Source organism: Nonomuraea sp. B5E05 (genome assembly GCF_039880665.1).
Classification (GTDB): domain Bacteria; phylum Actinomycetota; class Actinomycetes; order Streptosporangiales; family Streptosporangiaceae; genus Nonomuraea.
The window spans coordinates 212,548-227,437 of sequence record NZ_JBDPMJ010000014.1; the positions used below are offsets into that span (position 1 = coordinate 212,548).

The 14,890-nt window shown below is 70.7% G+C and carries 16 protein-coding genes; 12 read left to right on the top strand and 4 right to left on the bottom strand.

What is annotated here, in order from left to right:
* The first annotated feature begins 238 nt into the window (after positions 1-238).
* From argC to ABGB01_RS25955, 9 genes are all read left to right on the top strand, one after another.
* Positions 239-1,261: an N-acetyl-gamma-glutamyl-phosphate reductase gene (gene argC / locus ABGB01_RS25915; RefSeq protein WP_347776136.1), complete on the top strand. Its 1,023-nt coding sequence runs from the start codon at positions 239-241 to the stop codon at positions 1,259-1,261.
* Positions 1,262-1,328: 67 nt separating this feature from the next.
* Positions 1,329-2,540: a bifunctional glutamate N-acetyltransferase/amino-acid acetyltransferase ArgJ gene (argJ, locus tag ABGB01_RS25920; RefSeq protein ID WP_347776137.1), complete on the top strand. Its 1,212-nt coding sequence runs from the start codon at positions 1,329-1,331 to the stop codon at positions 2,538-2,540.
* On the top strand, positions 2,537-3,409 hold the full coding sequence (argB, locus tag ABGB01_RS25925; RefSeq protein WP_347776138.1) for an acetylglutamate kinase: 873 nt from the start codon (positions 2,537-2,539) through the stop codon (positions 3,407-3,409). The genes argJ and argB overlap by 4 nt, the downstream gene beginning before the upstream one ends.
* Positions 3,409-4,575, top strand: coding sequence for an acetylornithine transaminase (locus ABGB01_RS25930; protein ID WP_347776139.1), 1,167 nt, complete (start codon positions 3,409-3,411; stop codon positions 4,573-4,575). Before argB ends, ABGB01_RS25930 begins: the two co-directional genes overlap by 1 nt.
* Positions 4,572-5,522 (top strand): ornithine carbamoyltransferase, encoded by a 951-nt coding sequence (gene argF / locus ABGB01_RS25935; RefSeq protein WP_347776140.1) that lies wholly within the window; start codon positions 4,572-4,574, stop codon positions 5,520-5,522. Before ABGB01_RS25930 ends, argF begins: the two co-directional genes overlap by 4 nt.
* Positions 5,523-5,530: 8 nt before the next feature.
* On the top strand, positions 5,531-6,025 hold the full coding sequence (locus ABGB01_RS25940) for an arginine repressor (RefSeq protein WP_347776154.1): 495 nt from the start codon (positions 5,531-5,533) through the stop codon (positions 6,023-6,025).
* A 67-nt stretch (positions 6,026-6,092) separates the two neighbouring features.
* On the top strand, positions 6,093-7,292 hold the full coding sequence (locus tag ABGB01_RS25945) for an argininosuccinate synthase (protein ID WP_347776141.1): 1,200 nt from the start codon (positions 6,093-6,095) through the stop codon (positions 7,290-7,292).
* Between the two features lie 103 nt (positions 7,293-7,395).
* The gene (gene argH, locus ABGB01_RS25950; RefSeq protein ID WP_347776142.1) at positions 7,396-8,817 is read left to right on the top strand and encodes an argininosuccinate lyase; all 1,422 of its coding nucleotides are present in this window, start codon (positions 7,396-7,398) and stop codon (positions 8,815-8,817) included.
* On the top strand, positions 8,799-9,554 hold the full coding sequence (locus ABGB01_RS25955) for a DNA-3-methyladenine glycosylase (protein WP_347776143.1): 756 nt from the start codon (positions 8,799-8,801) through the stop codon (positions 9,552-9,554). The genes argH and ABGB01_RS25955 overlap by 19 nt, the downstream gene beginning before the upstream one ends.
* Here ABGB01_RS25955 and ABGB01_RS25960 read toward each other — a convergent pair.
* Entirely contained in the window at positions 9,494-9,895 is a 402-nt protein-coding gene (locus ABGB01_RS25960) for a PH domain-containing protein (protein ID WP_347776144.1), read from the bottom strand. The two genes, ABGB01_RS25955 and ABGB01_RS25960, sit on opposite strands and share 61 nt — an antisense overlap.
* 93 nt (positions 9,896-9,988) lie before the next feature.
* Here ABGB01_RS25960 and tyrS point away from each other — a divergent pair, with 93 nt between their 5' ends.
* Positions 9,989-11,254 carry a tyrosine--tRNA ligase gene (gene tyrS / locus ABGB01_RS25965; protein ID WP_347776145.1) on the top strand — a complete coding sequence of 422 codons (1,266 nt, stop codon included), beginning with the start codon at positions 9,989-9,991 and terminating at the stop codon, positions 11,252-11,254.
* Positions 11,255-11,314: 60 nt separating this feature from the next.
* Here tyrS and ABGB01_RS25970 read toward each other — a convergent pair whose 3' ends face one another.
* Complete coding sequence (locus ABGB01_RS25970) at positions 11,315-12,778, bottom strand: glycosyltransferase family 39 protein (RefSeq protein ID WP_347776146.1); 1,464 nt, start codon at positions 12,776-12,778, stop codon at positions 11,315-11,317.
* A 44-nt stretch (positions 12,779-12,822) separates the two neighbouring features.
* On the opposite strand from ABGB01_RS25970, the gene ABGB01_RS25975 reads away from it, so the two are divergent.
* Entirely contained in the window at positions 12,823-13,416 is a 594-nt protein-coding gene (locus ABGB01_RS25975) for an HAD family phosphatase (protein WP_347776155.1), read from the top strand.
* A 5-nt stretch (positions 13,417-13,421) separates the two neighbouring features.
* Here the strand turns inward: ABGB01_RS25975 and ABGB01_RS25980 are convergent, their stop codons facing one another.
* The gene (locus tag ABGB01_RS25980; protein WP_347776147.1) at positions 13,422-13,805 is read right to left on the bottom strand and encodes a PPOX class F420-dependent oxidoreductase; all 384 of its coding nucleotides are present in this window, start codon (positions 13,803-13,805) and stop codon (positions 13,422-13,424) included.
* A 103-nt stretch (positions 13,806-13,908) separates the two neighbouring features.
* Here ABGB01_RS25980 and ABGB01_RS25985 point away from each other — a divergent pair, with 103 nt between their 5' ends.
* Entirely contained in the window at positions 13,909-14,352 is a 444-nt protein-coding gene (locus tag ABGB01_RS25985) for a MarR family transcriptional regulator (protein WP_347776148.1), read from the top strand.
* 276 nt (positions 14,353-14,628) lie between these two features.
* Here ABGB01_RS25985 and ABGB01_RS25990 read toward each other — a convergent pair.
* Positions 14,629-14,890: hypothetical protein (locus ABGB01_RS25990; protein ID WP_347776149.1), on the bottom strand; the 262-nt coding region annotated here is incomplete at its 5' end.

Here is a 14,890-nt window from a genome sequence, read left to right on the forward strand (position 1 = left end):
CGGCCCGCCCGCGGGAATGCCGGGCGGCCCGCTCCGGCCCTCTTCCCCGGCGTCCACGTGTCCGGCCACGTCATGACCCTTGCGGGGCGGTAGCGCTGGACGCGGCACCCAGAGGCCGCCGGGTCTCACGATGTGGTCGCCCGGGCTCATCGCGGCTTGCATATTCATCCTCGCCAGTGCATCATTTTCACCAGCAAGGTCATGAGCTAGGATGCATGAATATGCAGGAGGCGGCAGGATGAGAGCGGCGATCGCGGGAGCCAGCGGTTACGCGGGCGGTGAGCTGCTCCGCCTCCTGCTGGGCCATCCGGAGTTCGAGATCGGGGCGCTCACCGCGGCCTCGAGCGCGGGCAGCCGACTCGGCGCCCACCAGCCCCACCTGCCCCAGCTGGCCGACCGCGTCCTCGACGACACCACCGCCGGCACGCTCGCCGGGCACGACGTGGTCTTCCTCGCGCTGCCGCACGGCCACTCCGCCGCCGTCGCCGCCGCGCTCGACGAGGAGACGCTGGTCGTCGACTGCGGCGCCGACCACCGGCTCGCCGACCCCGCCGCCTGGCAGGAGTTCTACGGCGGCGAGCACGCCGGCACCTGGCCCTACGGCCTGCCCGAGCTGCCAGGACAGCGCGAGGTGCTCAGGCAGGCCACCAGGATCGCCGTCCCCGGGTGCTACCCGACCTCCGTCCTGCTCGCCCTGTCGCCCGCGTTCGCCGCCGGGCTGGCCGGGCCCGACGTGGTCGTCGTCGCCGCCTCCGGCACCAGCGGGGCGGGCAGGTCGCCCAAGCCCCACCTGCTCGGCAGCGAGGTCATGGGCTCGGCCGGCGCCTACGCCGTGGGCGGCGTCCACCGGCACACGCCCGAGATGGAGCAGGGGCTGTCGGCGGTCGCCGGCGCTCCCGTGCGCGTCTCGTTCACCCCGACGCTGGCCCCCATGAGCCGTGGCATCCTCGCCACCTGCTCCGCCCCGGCCGCGCCCGGCGTCACCAAGGAGTCACTGCGCACGGCGTACGAGGTCGCGCTCAAGAGCGAGCCGTTCGTCAGGCTGCTGCCGGAGGGCGTCTGGCCGGCCACCGCCATGACCTACGGCGCCAACACCGCGGCCCTGCAGGTGGCGCTCGACGAGCGCGCGGGCCGCGTGGTCGCCGTCATCGCCATCGACAACCTCACCAAGGGCACGGCCGGGGGCGCCCTCCAGAGCGTCAACATCGCCCTCGGCCTGCCGGAAGAGCTCGGCCTTCCCCTGACAGGAGTTGCACCTTGAGCAAGCGCAGCGCATCAACCGACGAGCACGGGAGCTCATCGTTCCCGTCCCCGCGGAAGGCGGTGTCATGAGCGTCACGGCACCCCTGGGTTTCAGGGCCGCGGGAGTCGCCGCAGGGATCAAGCCCGGCGGCGCCCGCGATCTCGCTCTCGTCGTCAACGACGGCCCCAGCCGCGCCGCCGCGGGCGTCTTCACCGCCAACCGCGTCAAGGCCGCCCCCGTGCTGTGGTCGCAGCAGGTCCTGGCGGGCGGGCGGCTGCGCGCGGTCGTCCTCAACTCCGGCGGAGCCAACGCCTGCACCGGCCCCGAGGGTTTCCAGGACACGCACGCCACCGCCGAGAAGGTGGCCGCGCTCCTGGAGGACTCCGCGGGCGAGGTCGCGGTCTGCTCGACCGGCCTCATCGGCGAGCGGCTGCCGATGGACGAGCTGCTGGCGGGCGTCGAGACCGCCGCCGCCCAGCTCGCCCGCGACGGCGGCCTGGCCGCGGCCGACGCCATCCGCACCACCGACACCGTCTCCAAGATCTCGTTCAGACGCGGCGGCGAAGCCGCTGCGGGGGAGGAAGCCTCTTCCCTGCAGCCCGGGGGGTCCTCGGGGGCCCGGGGATACATGGTCGGCGGGATGGCCAAAGGAGCCGGCATGCTCGCCCCCGCCCTGGCCACCATGCTCTGCGTGATCACCACCGACGCCGACCTGACCGGCGACGAGCTCGACACCGTGCTGCGCAGGGCCACGGCCGTCACGTTCGACCGGCTCGACACCGACGGCTGCATGTCGACCAACGACACCGTGCTCCTGCTGTCCAGCGGCGCCTCCGGGGTCAGGCCCGACCTCGACGAGTTCGAGCAGAAGGTCACCGAGGTCTGCGCCGACCTGGCCAGGCAGCTGCTCGTCGACGCCGAGGGAGCCTCCAAGGCCATCGCCATCGAGGTGGTCGGCGCGGCGGACGAGGACGACGCGGTGAAAGTGGGCCGCGCGGTCGCCCGGTCCAGCCTGCTCAAGTGCGCCATCCACGGCGAGGACCCCAACTGGGGCCGCGTGCTGGCCGCCGTCGGCACCACCGACGCCGAGTTCGAACCCGACCGCCTCAACGTCGCCATCAACGGCATCTGGATCTGCCGGGGCGGCGCGGTGGGCGACGACCGCGACAAGGTGGACATGAGTGCCCGGGACGTGACGATCACCATCGACCTGTCGGCCGGGCCGCACACCGCGACCGTCCACACCACCGACCTGACGGTCGCCTACGTCCACGAGAACTCGGCGTACTCCTCATGAGGCTGACCACCGCGCACACCAAGGCCGGGGCGCTGATCGAAGCCCTGCCGTGGCTGACCCGCTTCCACGGCGCGACCGTCGTCATCAAGTACGGCGGCAACGCGATGACCGACGAGGCGCTCAAGTCCGGCTTCGCCGAGGACGTCGTCTTCCTGCGCCACGCCGGCCTGCGCCCGGTCGTCGTGCACGGCGGCGGCCCGCAGATCAGCAGCGCGCTCGACCGGCTGGGCATCGAGTCCACGTTCACCGCCGGGCTGCGGGTCACCACGCCCGAGGCCATGCAGGTCGTCAGGATGGTGCTGGTCGGCCAGGTCAACCGCGACATCGTGGGCCTGGTCAACCGGCACGGCCCGTTCGCCGTCGGCATGTCCGGCGAGGACGCCCACCTGTTCACCGCGGTGCGCAAACACGCGGTCGTCGACGGTGAGCCGGTCGACATCGGCCAGGTCGGCGAGATCATCAAGGTCGAGCCAGGCGCGGTCGGCGCCCTGCTCGACGACGGCCGCATCCCGATCGTCTCCAGCGTGGCGCGGGGAGACGACGGAGAGATCTACAACGTCAACGCCGACACCGCGGCCGCCGCGCTCGCCGTGGCCCTGCAGGCCCGCAAACTGATCGTGCTCACCGACGTGGAGGGCCTGTACGCCAACTGGCCCGACGACACCGACGTGATCGACGAGCTGAGCGCCGACGAGCTCGCGACCATGATGCCCACGCTGTCCAGCGGCATGGTACCCAAGATGGAGGCCTGCCTGACGGCCGTGCAGGGGGGCGTTCCCCGGGCCCATGTGCTCGACGGCCGCGTCCCCCACTCGATGCTGCTGGAGATCTTCACCAACGAAGGGATCGGAACGATGGTGATGCCCTGATGAACCTGTTCCAACGGTTCGAAGAAGCCTTCATGGGCAACTACGGGGTCCCCCCTGTGGCATTGGCCCGAGGCGAGGGCACCCGCGTATGGGACGTCGACGGCAGGGAATATCTCGACTTCATCGGCGGCATCGCGGTCAGCTCGCTCGGCCACGCCCACCCCGCCCTGGTCGAGGCCGTCTCCCGGCAGGTCGCCACGCTCGCCCACACCAGCAACCTGTTCCTGCACGAGCCCGAGGTCCTGCTCGCGGAGAAGCTCCTCGGCATGCTCGACGAACCGGCCAGGGTCTTCTTCGCCAACTCCGGCACCGAGGCGAACGAGGCCGCCTACAAGCTCGCGCTCAAGCACGGCAGGCGGGAGGGCCGCTCCTACTTCGTCGCCGCCGAGAACGGCTTCCACGGCCGCACGATCGGCGCGCTCTCCCTGACCGGCAAGAAGGCGATCCGCGACCAGTTCGGCCCGTTCCCGGTGGAGGTGCGTTTCGTCCCGTACGGCGACGCCGACGCGCTCAAGGAGACCATGACCGGCGACTGCATCGCGCTCTTCCTGGAGCCCACCCAGGGCGAGGCGGGCGTGGTGCCGCCGCCCGACGGCTACCTCCAGGCGGCCCGCGAGATCTGCGACTCGACCGGCGCGCTGCTGGTCGCCGACGAGATCCAGTCCGCCATCGGCCGCACCGGCCACTGGTTCGCCCACCAGACCGACGGCGTCACCCCCGACATCCTGACCCTGGCCAAGGGCCTGGGCGGCGGCCTGCCGATCGGCGCCTGCGTAGGCTTCGGCGACGTGGGCAGGTTGTTCGAGAAGGGCGACCACGGCTCGACGTTCGGCGGCAACCCGGTCTCCTGCGCCGCGGCGCTGGCCGTCCTCGACAACCTCGACCTCGGCCACGTCAGGTCGGTGTCCGCACGGCTGCGCGAAGGGCTGGAGGCCATCGACCACCCGCTGCTGGAGGGCGTGCGCGGTCGCGGCCTGTGGCTGGCCACGGTGCTGCGCGAGCCGCGCTCTGCCCAGGTGCAGGAGGCCGCCGCGGCGGCCGGCTTCCTGGTCAACGCGCTCCAGCCGGACGCGGTGCGCCTGGCGCCGCCGCTCGTCGTGACGGCGGACGAGGTGGACGCCCTCGTGGCGTCGTTCCCGCGGATCCTCACGGAGGCGGCTGCATGACCATCCGTCACTTCCTCAGAGACGACGACCTGTCGCCCGGCGAGCAGGCGGAGGTTCTGGAGCTCGCCGCCGCGATGAAGAAGGACCGGTTCGGCTACCGGCCGTTCGAGGGGCCGCGCACCGTCGCGGTGTTGTTCGACAAGCCGTCCGCCAGGACCCGCATCTCCTTCCACACCGGCATCGGCGAGCTCGGCGGCCTGCCGCTGGTCGTCGACAACGTCTCGGTGCTGATGGGCCGCGGCGAGCCCACCGCCGACCTGGCCAGGGTGCTGGACCGGCAGGTCGCCGCCATCGTCTGGCGCACCTCCGGGCAGGAGCTCATCGACGAGATGGCCGCCCACTCCCAGGTGCCGGTCGTCAACGCGCTCACCGACGAGTTCCACCCCTGCCAGATCCTCGCCGACCTGCAGACCGTCCACGAGCGGCTGGGCCGCACGGCCGGGCTCACGCTGACCTACCTGGGTGACGGCGCCAACAACATGGCCCACTCCTACCTGCTCGGCGGCGCCACGGCCGGCCTGCACGTACGGGTCGCCGCCCCGGCCGGCTACCAGCCCGACCCGGTCATCCTCGGCCAGGCCGCCGCCATCGCCGCCAAGACCGGCGGCTCCGTCGTCGCGCTGACCGACCCGGTGGCCGCCGTCCACGGCGCGCACGTGGTCGCCACCGACACGTGGGTGTCCATGGGGCAGGAGGGGAAGGAGGAGCGGGTCGCCGCGCTCATGCCGTACCAGGTGAACGCCGAGCTGCTCCGCCACGCCGCGCCCGGCGCGATCGTGCTGCACTGCCTGCCCGCCTACCGCGGCAACGAGATCACCGAGGAGGTCCTCGAAGGTCCGCAAAGCGTCGTGTGGGACCAGGCGGAGAACCGCCTGCACGCCCAGAAGGCGCTGCTGCACTGGCTGGCCACGCACGCCGACCCGATCAGGGTGCCGGAGGACGCGTGATCATCCCGATGACCAAGGCGGCGCGGCAGGCGAAGATCACCGACCTGCTGCAGCGGCAGGCCGTGCGCTCCCAGCCCGAGCTGGCCAAGCTGCTCGCCGAGAGCGGCGTCGAGGTCACCCAGGCCACGCTCTCGCGCGACCTCGACGAACTCGGCGCGCTCAAGCTGCGCGCCGAGGACGGCTCGCTGGTCTACGCGCTCCCCGGAGAGGGCGGCGGCCGCATCCCGCTGGCCAGGCTCGGCACCGGCGAGACCCCGGCGGCGCGGCTGCACCGCGTCGCGGAAGAGCTGCTGGTCGCGGCCGAGGCCTCGGCCAACCTGGTCATCGTGCGCACTCCTCCGGGCGCGGCCCAGTTCCTGGCCTCCGCCATCGACCATGCCGACTGGGAGTCCATTCTCGGGACCGTGGCGGGTGACGACACGATCCTCGTCATCAGCCGCGCTCCGATGGGCGGCGAGGCGGTCGCCGACGCGCTGCTGAAGGTGGCCGACCGACGTAGTTAGCCCACTCCGCGTGAGTGGGCTCCGCCGTACCGGACATCCTGACATTCAGCACTGGAGACGAAGCACAATGCCCGACAGAGTGGTTCTCGCATATTCCGGCGGCCTCGACACCTCGGTCGCCATCCCCTACCTCGCCGAGAAGATGAACGCCGAGGTCGTCTGCGTCGCCGTGGACCTCGGCCAGGGCGGCGAGGACATGGAGCTGATCCAGAAGCGGGCGATGGACTGCGGCGCGGTCGAGTCGGTCGTCGTCGACGCGAGGGAGGAGTTCGCCGCCGACTTCTGCGTGCCCGCGCTCCAGGCCAACGCCCTCTACATGGACCGCTACCCGCTGGTGTCGTCGCTGTCGCGACCGCTCATCGTCAAGCACTTGGTGTCGGCGGCCAAGCGCTTCGGCGGCACCATCGTCTCCCACGGCTGCACCGGCAAGGGCAACGACCAGGTCCGCTTCGAGGCCGGCCTGGCCGCGCTGGCCCCCGACCTCGAGATCATCGCGCCCGCGAGAGACTTCGCCTGGACCCGCGACAAGGCCATCGAGTACGCCGAGGCCAAGGGCCTGCCCATCGAGACGTCGAAGAAGAACCCGTTCTCCATCGACCAGAACCTCTGGGGCCGCGCCGTCGAGACCGGCTTTCTCGAGGACATCTGGAACGGCCCGACCGAGGAGGTCTACTCCTACACCGCCGACCCCAAGCAGCCGCGACCGGCCGACGAGGTCGTCGTCACGTTCGAGCAGGGTGTCCCGGTCAAGGTCGACGGCCGGGCGCTCACGCCCTTCCAGGTGGTCGACGAGCTCAACAAGCGCGCGGGCGCGCAGGGCGTCGGCCGGATCGACATGGTCGAGGACCGGCTGGTCGGCATCAAGTCGCGCGAGGTGTACGAAGCGCCCGGCGCGATCGCGCTCATCGCCGCCCACAAGGAGCTGGAGAGCGTCACCGTCGAGCGGGACCTGGCCCGCTTCAAGCGGGGCGTCGACCAGAGGTGGAGCGAGCTCGTCTACGACGGCCTGTGGTTCTCGCCGCTCAAGAACGCGCTCGACGCCCTCATCGCCGACGTCCAGAAGCACGTCAACGGGGAGATCAGGATGACCCTGCACGGCGGCAACGCCACCGTGACCGGCCGCCGCTCCGACGACTCCCTGTACGATTTCTCGCTCGCCACCTACGACACCGGCGACACATTCGACCAGTCGCTGGCCAAGGGCTTCGTCCAGCTCTTCTCCCTCCCGGCAAAGATCGCGGCCGCGCGCGACGCGAAAAGGCGTTGAGTTGCACTAAGGTCGCGGCCGGAGCGCAGGAGCTCGGGGGAGCGCGAGACACGATGCCGACGACCACGAAGCGGGCGCGATCAATGAACACGGCACGGAGGAGATGACGGTGAGTGATGGCAAGCCGATGCGGCTGTGGGGCGGACGCTTCGAAGGAGGTCCGTCCGACGCGCTGACCCGGCTGTCGGTGAGCGTGCACTTCGACTGGCGGCTCGTCCCGTACGACCTGGCGGCGTCCAGGGCGCACGCCCGGGTGCTGCACAGGGCGGGGCTGCTCAGCGAGGAGGAGCTCGAGCGCATGATCGGCGCGCTCGACGACCTGGAGCGCGCCTGCAAGGCGGGCGAGTTCCGGCCGACGGTCGCCGACGAGGACGTGCACACCGCGCTGGAGCGCGGCCTGCTTGAGCGGCTCGGCTCGCTCGGCGGCAAGCTGCGCGCCGGCCGCTCGCGCAACGACCAGATCGCCACCGACCTGCGCCTCTACCTTCGCGATCACGCCCGTACGATCGTCTCCCGCCTGGTCGAGCTGGAGACGGCGCTGATGGCGCAGGCCGAGCAGCACGCCGGCACGGCCGCGCCCGGCATGACGCACCTGCAGCACGCGCAGCCGGTCTCGTTCGGCCACCAGCTCCTGGCCCATGTGCACGCCTTCGCCCGCGACATCGACCGCATCACCGACTGGGACAAACGCGCCGCGATCTCCCCGCTCGGGGCCGGCGCGCTGGCTGGCTCGTCGTTGCCGCTCGACCCGCAGGCCGTGGCCGAGGAGCTGGGTTTCTCCGCCGCCGCGCCCAACTCGATGGACGCCGTCGCCGACCGCGACTTCGCCGCGGAGTTCCTGTTCGACGCGGCCATGATCGGCATTCACCTGTCGCGGCTCGGCGAGGAGATCGTCCTGTGGGCCTCGCAGGAGTTCCGCTGGATCGAGATGGACGACGCCTACTCCACCGGCTCGTCGATCATGCCGCAGAAGAAGAACCCCGACGTGGCCGAGCTGGCCCGAGGCAAGTCGGGACGGCTCATCGGCGACCTGACGGCGCTGCTGACCACGCTCAAGGGCCTGCCACTGACCTACAACCGTGACCTGCAGGAGGACAAGGAGCCGGTGTTCGACGCGGTCGACACGCTGCTGCTGGTCCTGCCCGCGATGGCCGGCCTGGTGGCGACGATGCGCGTCAACACCGCCCGCATGGAGGCTTCGGCCCCCGACGGTTTCGCGCTGGCCACCGACCTGGCCGAGCTGCTCGTGCGGCGTGGTGTGGCCTTCCGCGAGGCGCACGAGGCCGTCGGCCATCTCGTGGTGTGGTGCCAGGTCAACGACAAGGACCTGGGCGAGCTGACCGACGACGAGCTGGTCAAGGTGTCACCGCACCTGACCCCGGACGTCCGCGACGTGCTCAGCGTGCCCGGCGCGCTGGCCGCGCGCAAGGCCCACGGCGGCACCGCACCCGACCGCGTACGCGACCAGCTCGTCGCGCTGCGCGAGTCCGTCGACGCGCAGGCGGCATGGGCGGCGGGCAGCTGAGCTCCGCCCCGTTGCCGCGGAGCTTCTTCGACCGGCCGTCGCCCGAGGTCGCGCCCGACCTGCTCGGGCGCGTCCTCGTGCACGGTCCCGTCGCCGTGCGCCTGACCGAGGTCGAGGCGTACGGCGGCCCGGGCGAGGATCCGGCGGCCCACACCTATCGCGGCAGAACTCCGCGTAACGCCGTCATGTTCGGCCCGCCCGGCCACGTCTACGTCTACTTCACCTACGGCATGCACTTCTGCGCGAACCTCGTGTGCCTGCCGGAGGGCTCGGGCTCGGCCGTGCTGCTGCGGGCGGGCGAGGTGGTGGCGGGCGCGGACGTCGCCCGCGCCCGCCGCACGGGCAATGCGGCCTCCGCGCCCGCGGGAGGCGGCCGGCGGGTCGCCGATCGTGATCTCGCCCGCGGGCCTGCCCGGCTGGCGGTCGCCCTCGGCCTGCTCCGCGAGCACAACGGGATCGACGCGATCTGGCCGGGCGCGCCGCGCGAAACGGAGACGCTCTTAACGCATGACCACCGGCTCACCGGTGTCCCGCACGGCGCGGTGGTCTTGCTGGAGGGCAGCCCCGCGGACCCGTCCGCCATCAGGTCGGGCCCCCGTACGGGCGTCTCGACGGCCAAGGAGACGCCGTGGCGGTTCTGGATCGACGGCGACCCGGCCGTCTCGCCGTACCGCGCTCACGTGCCCCGGCGCCGCAACGCCGCGGCCACCTCCGTGGGGGAGGCGCCCAGCTCGTGAGGGCTGAAGATGTGCAGGAAGTCCCCGGTGTCGATTTCCAGCATCTCGCTGCGCAGACCCCACCGCCTGCGGACGTCGACCTTGATGTCGCAGATCGCCTCCCACGGCACGTGCCGCCTGCCCGCGAACCCGTGCACCACGGTGATCCCGCTCTCGTCGGCCGCCAGCCGTACGGGAACGAGCAGGTCGCGCAGGCCCATCACGCCGATCAGCACGGCCGCGGGAACGGCCAGGATCACGCCGCCCACGTCGGCTCCCACCCACCAGTAAAGGGCGAGTCCGGCGCATGCCAGAGCCCCTAAGATCTTCAAAACGGCCAGCTCGCGACGGACCCTCCACATGGACACGAAGCGTATCCAAGTGGCGGCCTGCCCGAGCGATCAGGCACGCTTGTATCGAATCAACCTCAACCCGTCTACTGGAAAGCCGGCACCGTGACCGACATTCTCGACGACCTCGCGTGGCGAGGCCTGATCGCGCAGTCCACCGACCTCGACGCCCTGCGCGCGTCCATGGCCAAGGGACCGATCACGGTCTATTCCGGTTTTGACCCCACCGCTCCTTCGCTGCACGTCGGCCATTTCGTGCCGCTGCTGACGTTGCGCCGCTTCCAGCTCGCAGGGCACCGCCCGATCGGCCTGGTCGGCGGCGCGACCGGCCTGATCGGCGACCCCAGTGGGCGCAACACCGAGCGCGCGCTCAACTCCAGCGACATCGTCGCCGAATGGGTGGAACGTCTGCGCGGCCAGGTCGGCCGGTTCCTCGACTTCGACGCGCAGCCGAACGCGGCGCTCATGGTGAGCAACCTCGACTGGACCGGCGAGCTGACCGCGATCGACTTCCTGCGCGACATCGGCAAGCACTTCCCGGTCAACCGCATGCTGGCCAGGGAGGCCGTGTCCGCGCGGCTGTCGGGTGAGGGCCTGAGCTACACCGAGTTCAGCTACCAGATCCTGCAGTCCAACGACTACCTGGAACTGTTCCGTCGCTACGGCTGCACGCTGCAGATCGGCGGCAGCGACCAGTGGGGCAACATCACGGCCGGCGCCGATCTGGTCCGCCGCATCGAGGGCGCGCACGTTCACGCGCTCACCCTGCCGCTGATCACCAAGGCCGACGGTACGAAGTTCGGCAAGACGGCGGGCGGCGCCCTCTGGCTCGACCCCGAGATGACCTCGCCCTACGCCTTCTACCAGTACTTCCTCAACTCCGACGACCGTGACGTCGTCCACTACCTCAAGGTGTTCACCTTCAAGAGCCGCGAGGAGATCGAGGAACTGGAGAAGGCCGTCGCCGAGCGGCCTTTCGCCCGCCAGGCCCAGCGCGCACTGGCCGAGGACCTCACGGAGCTCCTCCACGGCAAGCACGAACTCGACGCGGTCGTGGCCGCCTCCAAGGCGCTGTTCGGCCAGGGCGCGCTGGAGGAGCTTCCCGCCGCCACGCTCGGGGCCGCGCTCGCCGAGGTGCCGAAGGCCAAGGTCGACTCGCTCGGAGCGGCGTTCGTCGACCTGCTGTCCGACAGCGGCCTGGTGGAGTCGAAGTCGGCGGCCAGGCGGGCGGTCAAGGAGGGCGGGGCGTACCTCAACAACGTGAAGATCACCGACGAGTCCTACGTGCCGACCTCCGATGACCTGCTGGCGGGGCGCTACCTGGTCCTGCGCCGCGGCAAGAAGTCGATCGGCGGCGTCGAGGTCGGCTGACCGGCCGCGTGAGGCGGGCCCTACCCGTTCGGGGAGGCCCGCCTTCTTCTTGGGCGGCGTTCACGGCCGGGTGAACAGCGTCACCGTCAGCCCGGGCAGATCGCCGGAGTGCTTGGCGAGGCTGAGCTCGAAGCCCGCCTCCCGCACCTCCCCGACCCGGTCGACGCCGTCGCCCTCCAGCCCTGACTTCTTCGTCCCGCGCCAGACGACCCACACCCGATCGTGCTGCTCCAGGGCCGCGGAGACATCGGAGCGCTCCGGATAGCCGAACCCGCCGAGGTCGGGGGCGTCGCCCGTCCTGAGCACGTCGACCGGCATCAAGGAGTCGGCGTAGTAGTCGAAGCCCGCGCGCAGTTGGCTCTGCCCGTACACGATGGCGTCGTCGGGCTCGGCCTTGATCACGCGCAGCGCCCACGGGATGTTCTCGAAGCGCCCGTTCTCTTCGCGTACGTCCACATGCTCCTGGACCGACAGCAGGCACCCGAGCAGCACGACCACCACGGCGGCCACCACGTGGAACCGGGGGAGAGCGGCCACGGCCATCCCGGCCAGCAGCGCCAGCGCGGGAGCGGTCACGAACAGGTAGCGGTCGACGTAGACCGGCGTCACCAGGTGGGACACCGCGAGCAGCAGCACCGGCGGCAGCACGAGCCACCCCGCCAGCGCGAACACCCACGGGCCGGCGGCCACGCCCGGGGCCCGCCCGCGCGCCGCCGCCCACAGCAGCACCGCCCCGGCCACGGCCAGCACGAACAACATCACGCCGAGACCGGTCGTCCCCGCCGCCATCTTCGGGAACTTCAGCCAGACCTCCGGCCCTCGCTGCGGGATCCAGCTGATGGCGTGCCGCTCGCCGTACCCGACGAGCCCCAGCACCGCGGCGGGAACGCACCCGACGGCCAGCGCCGCGGCCATCCGCGCCAGCGTGTCGCGGCGGGCCAGGAAGAGCTGGGCGGGCAGCACCAGGACCGCGAACAGGTGCGTGGAGCACACGAGCGCGACCGCCACCCCGTAGAGCACCCACCGCCGGGCGGCCGGCCGCTCGAGCGCCCGGTGCAGCGCCCAGAACGAGAGCACGACCGCGGCGGCGGCGAAGGCGTAAGACCTGGCGAAGGCCCCGTAGTAGGAGACCGTCGGCAGGATCGCGAAAACGGCCGCGCCGGCCACGCCGGCCCGGACGCTGTGCAGGCGCCGGCCCAGGTCCGCCAGGAACCAGGCCGCCACGGCGATCGCCACCGCCGACGGGAACCGCAGCCACAGCTCCGCCGTGCCCGCCTTCACCCAGAAGTGCATGAACAGGTAGTAGGGCAGGAAATGGCCGTCGATGTGCTGGGCCAGCTCCCACAGGCCGGACAACGACCGGGAGGCGGCGCTGACGGTGGCCAGCTCGTCGCCGTTCAGGGTGGCGGAGCCCGTGCCGGACAACGCCGCGATCCCGGCGAGGGACGCCATCCACCAGGGCGCTGACGTGCGGACACGCGCGGCGGGGCGAACAGGGGGAGCAAGCGTGGCGGCAGTGGTCACCGGGGCAGGATACGCGCCGTAGGGTCGGGCGTATGGCCAATGTGATGGTGTTCGACCTTTATGGCGTGATTGCCCGAACCCAGAGTCCGGAGAGCCGGCGGCGGCTCGTCGAACTGGCGGGTGTGCCGGAGGAGCGGTTCTGGGAGGCGTACTGGGCCTGCCGGCCGCCCTATGACGAGGGCCAGAGCGGTGTCGCGTACTGGGGCGCGGTGGCCGAGCGGCTGGGGACGCGCTTCCCGGACGTGCCCGCGCTCATCGGCGCCGACCTGGCCAGCTGGAGCGACGTGGACGAGTCGATGGTGCAGGTCGTGCACGAACTCGCGGACCAGGGGCACCGGCTGGGCCTGCTGTCGAACATCATCGAAGAGCTGGTGCCCCACTGGGAATCGCGTCATGGTGACTGGCTCGGACGGTTCGCCTCCCTGACGTTCTCGTGCCCTATCGGGGCGGCCAAGCCGGAGCGGCGGGCGTACGAGATCTGTGCGGAGCGGATGGGGGCGACGCCGCAGGACATCCTGTTCTTCGACGACAACATGGTGAACGTCCTCGCGGCGCGCGAGGCGGGCATGGCGGCGGAGCTGTTCGAGTCGCCGCGGCAAGTGCGGGCGCTCGCCGAGACGATCACGATCCGCCGCTGAGCGCCTTACTGCCGGGTGGTGTGTGTCGGCTTCACAACGATCACGACCCGCCGCTCGGCATCGGCGACCGGCCGCTCGTACTCCAGGCCGTAGCGGTCGGCCAGCGTGTCGAAGAAGTCGCCCGACGGGTCGGGCTCCACCCGCTCGACCACCCCACGGATCTCCAGATAACGGTACGGCGCGTCGGGGTCGTTGACGGAGACCGCCACCTGCGGGTTCTCCATGACGTTCCTGCACTTCCGGCGGTCCGTCGTGGTGGTGAACCGCAGGACCTCACCGTCCCAGACCGTCCATACCGGGTTGACGTTGACGGCTCCGTCGGGGCCGAGCGTCGCCAGGTGGGCGAACAGCGGCCGGCTGAGCAGATCCAGGTGGCTTGCGGGAATCATCCGCGCTCTCCTCGCATCTCAGGTCATCGGACGTGGGCACGGTATCAAAGCTTTTATATGAGTCAAGACTGGAGTCTTCGTATGAGGTTGTACGATCCCCGTTATGGGCATGCCTGCTGACGAACGGCTCGGACTGGACATCAAGCGCGCCGAGCAGGCTCTGATCGCCGCGAAGCAGGCAGCCGTCCGGCCGGCCGGGCTGACCGTTCCGCAGTACGCCGCGCTGTTCGCCTTGTCCGACAGCCCCGGCATCTCGGGTGCGGCGCTGGCGCGAGCATGTCTCGTCACCCCCCAGGCCATGACCGTGGTGCTCAAGAACCTGGAGGAACGCGGGCTGGTCGACCGTTCGCCGCACCCCTGGCACCGCAACGTTCTGGAGACCCGGCTCACGTCCGCCGGACGCGCGGCGCTGGAGGCCGCGGACGAGCGGGCGGTGCTGATCGAACGCGCGATCGCGGCCGAGCTCAGCACCGAGGAGCGCACGGCGTTGCGGGCCCTGCTGGCCCGCTGCGTGGAGGCCATCGCCCGCGTGACGCCCGACTCGTGACCTGCCGCCACGCCGGGACGGGCGGGACGATTTGACGTGTCGCGGATCGCGACCTAGTCTTTCACTTCGCCCCGGGTGTGAGCCGGACGCCGGTCAGGTGGACGGGCCCCAGGGCAAGCCCCTTGATAGAGACGAGCCAATCGGCGGAGTCGCTTCGGCGTGCTCAAGCCTGAGCCGTCTGTGGGCGCGTCGCGATCGCCGAAAAACCGGTTGTTTCGACACGCCTCGGATGGCACGGTAAGTTAGGGGGCCGCCCCGGAAGCGGGGTGCACCATCCTAAGAAGGTCGACCGATTTTCTTCAAACCTCCGGGTTTGACGGAGAAATAGGCCGCCTGATAAAGTGAAGTAAGTAAGGAAAAAGGCGCCTCCGAGTTTCGGTTCGAGAGAATCCAAACAAGGAAGAACGCGTCCGTTTCTTGAGAACTCAACAGTGTGTTAAAAGCCAGTGCATGATGCACAACCCCGTCATATCGGCTTATGCCGGTAGACGGATTCCTTTTGTTAGTTGGGTTCAGACCTTTTTTGGAGAGTTTGATC

Bases quoted from the DNA above. Each gene is read 5' to 3' on its own strand.
- ABGB01_RS25960 (WP_347776144.1), bottom strand. From the start codon at position 9,895: ATGTGGAGGGTCCGTCGCGAGCTGGCCGTTTTGAAGATCTTAGGGGCT.
- ABGB01_RS25955 (WP_347776143.1), top strand. From the start codon at position 8,799: ATGGGCGGCGGGCAGCTGAGCTCCGCCCCGTTGCCGCGGAGCTTCTTC.
- ABGB01_RS25980 (WP_347776147.1), bottom strand. From the start codon at position 13,805: ATGATTCCCGCAAGCCACCTGGATCTGCTCAGCCGGCCGCTGTTCGCC.
- ABGB01_RS25975 (WP_347776155.1), top strand. From the start codon at position 12,823: ATGGTGTTCGACCTTTATGGCGTGATTGCCCGAACCCAGAGTCCGGAG.
- argB (WP_347776138.1), top strand. From the start codon at position 2,537: ATGAGGCTGACCACCGCGCACACCAAGGCCGGGGCGCTGATCGAAGCC.
- argJ (WP_347776137.1), top strand. From the start codon at position 1,329: ATGAGCGTCACGGCACCCCTGGGTTTCAGGGCCGCGGGAGTCGCCGCA.
- ABGB01_RS25930 (WP_347776139.1), top strand. From the start codon at position 3,409: ATGAACCTGTTCCAACGGTTCGAAGAAGCCTTCATGGGCAACTACGGG.
- argC (WP_347776136.1), top strand. From the start codon at position 239: ATGAGAGCGGCGATCGCGGGAGCCAGCGGTTACGCGGGCGGTGAGCTG.
- argH (WP_347776142.1), top strand. From the start codon at position 7,396: ATGACGGTGAGTGATGGCAAGCCGATGCGGCTGTGGGGCGGACGCTTC.
- ABGB01_RS25945 (WP_347776141.1), top strand. From the start codon at position 6,093: ATGCCCGACAGAGTGGTTCTCGCATATTCCGGCGGCCTCGACACCTCG.
- argF (WP_347776140.1), top strand. From the start codon at position 4,572: ATGACCATCCGTCACTTCCTCAGAGACGACGACCTGTCGCCCGGCGAG.
- ABGB01_RS25985 (WP_347776148.1), top strand. From the start codon at position 13,909: ATGGGCATGCCTGCTGACGAACGGCTCGGACTGGACATCAAGCGCGCC.
- ABGB01_RS25940 (WP_347776154.1), top strand. From the start codon at position 5,531: ATGACCAAGGCGGCGCGGCAGGCGAAGATCACCGACCTGCTGCAGCGG.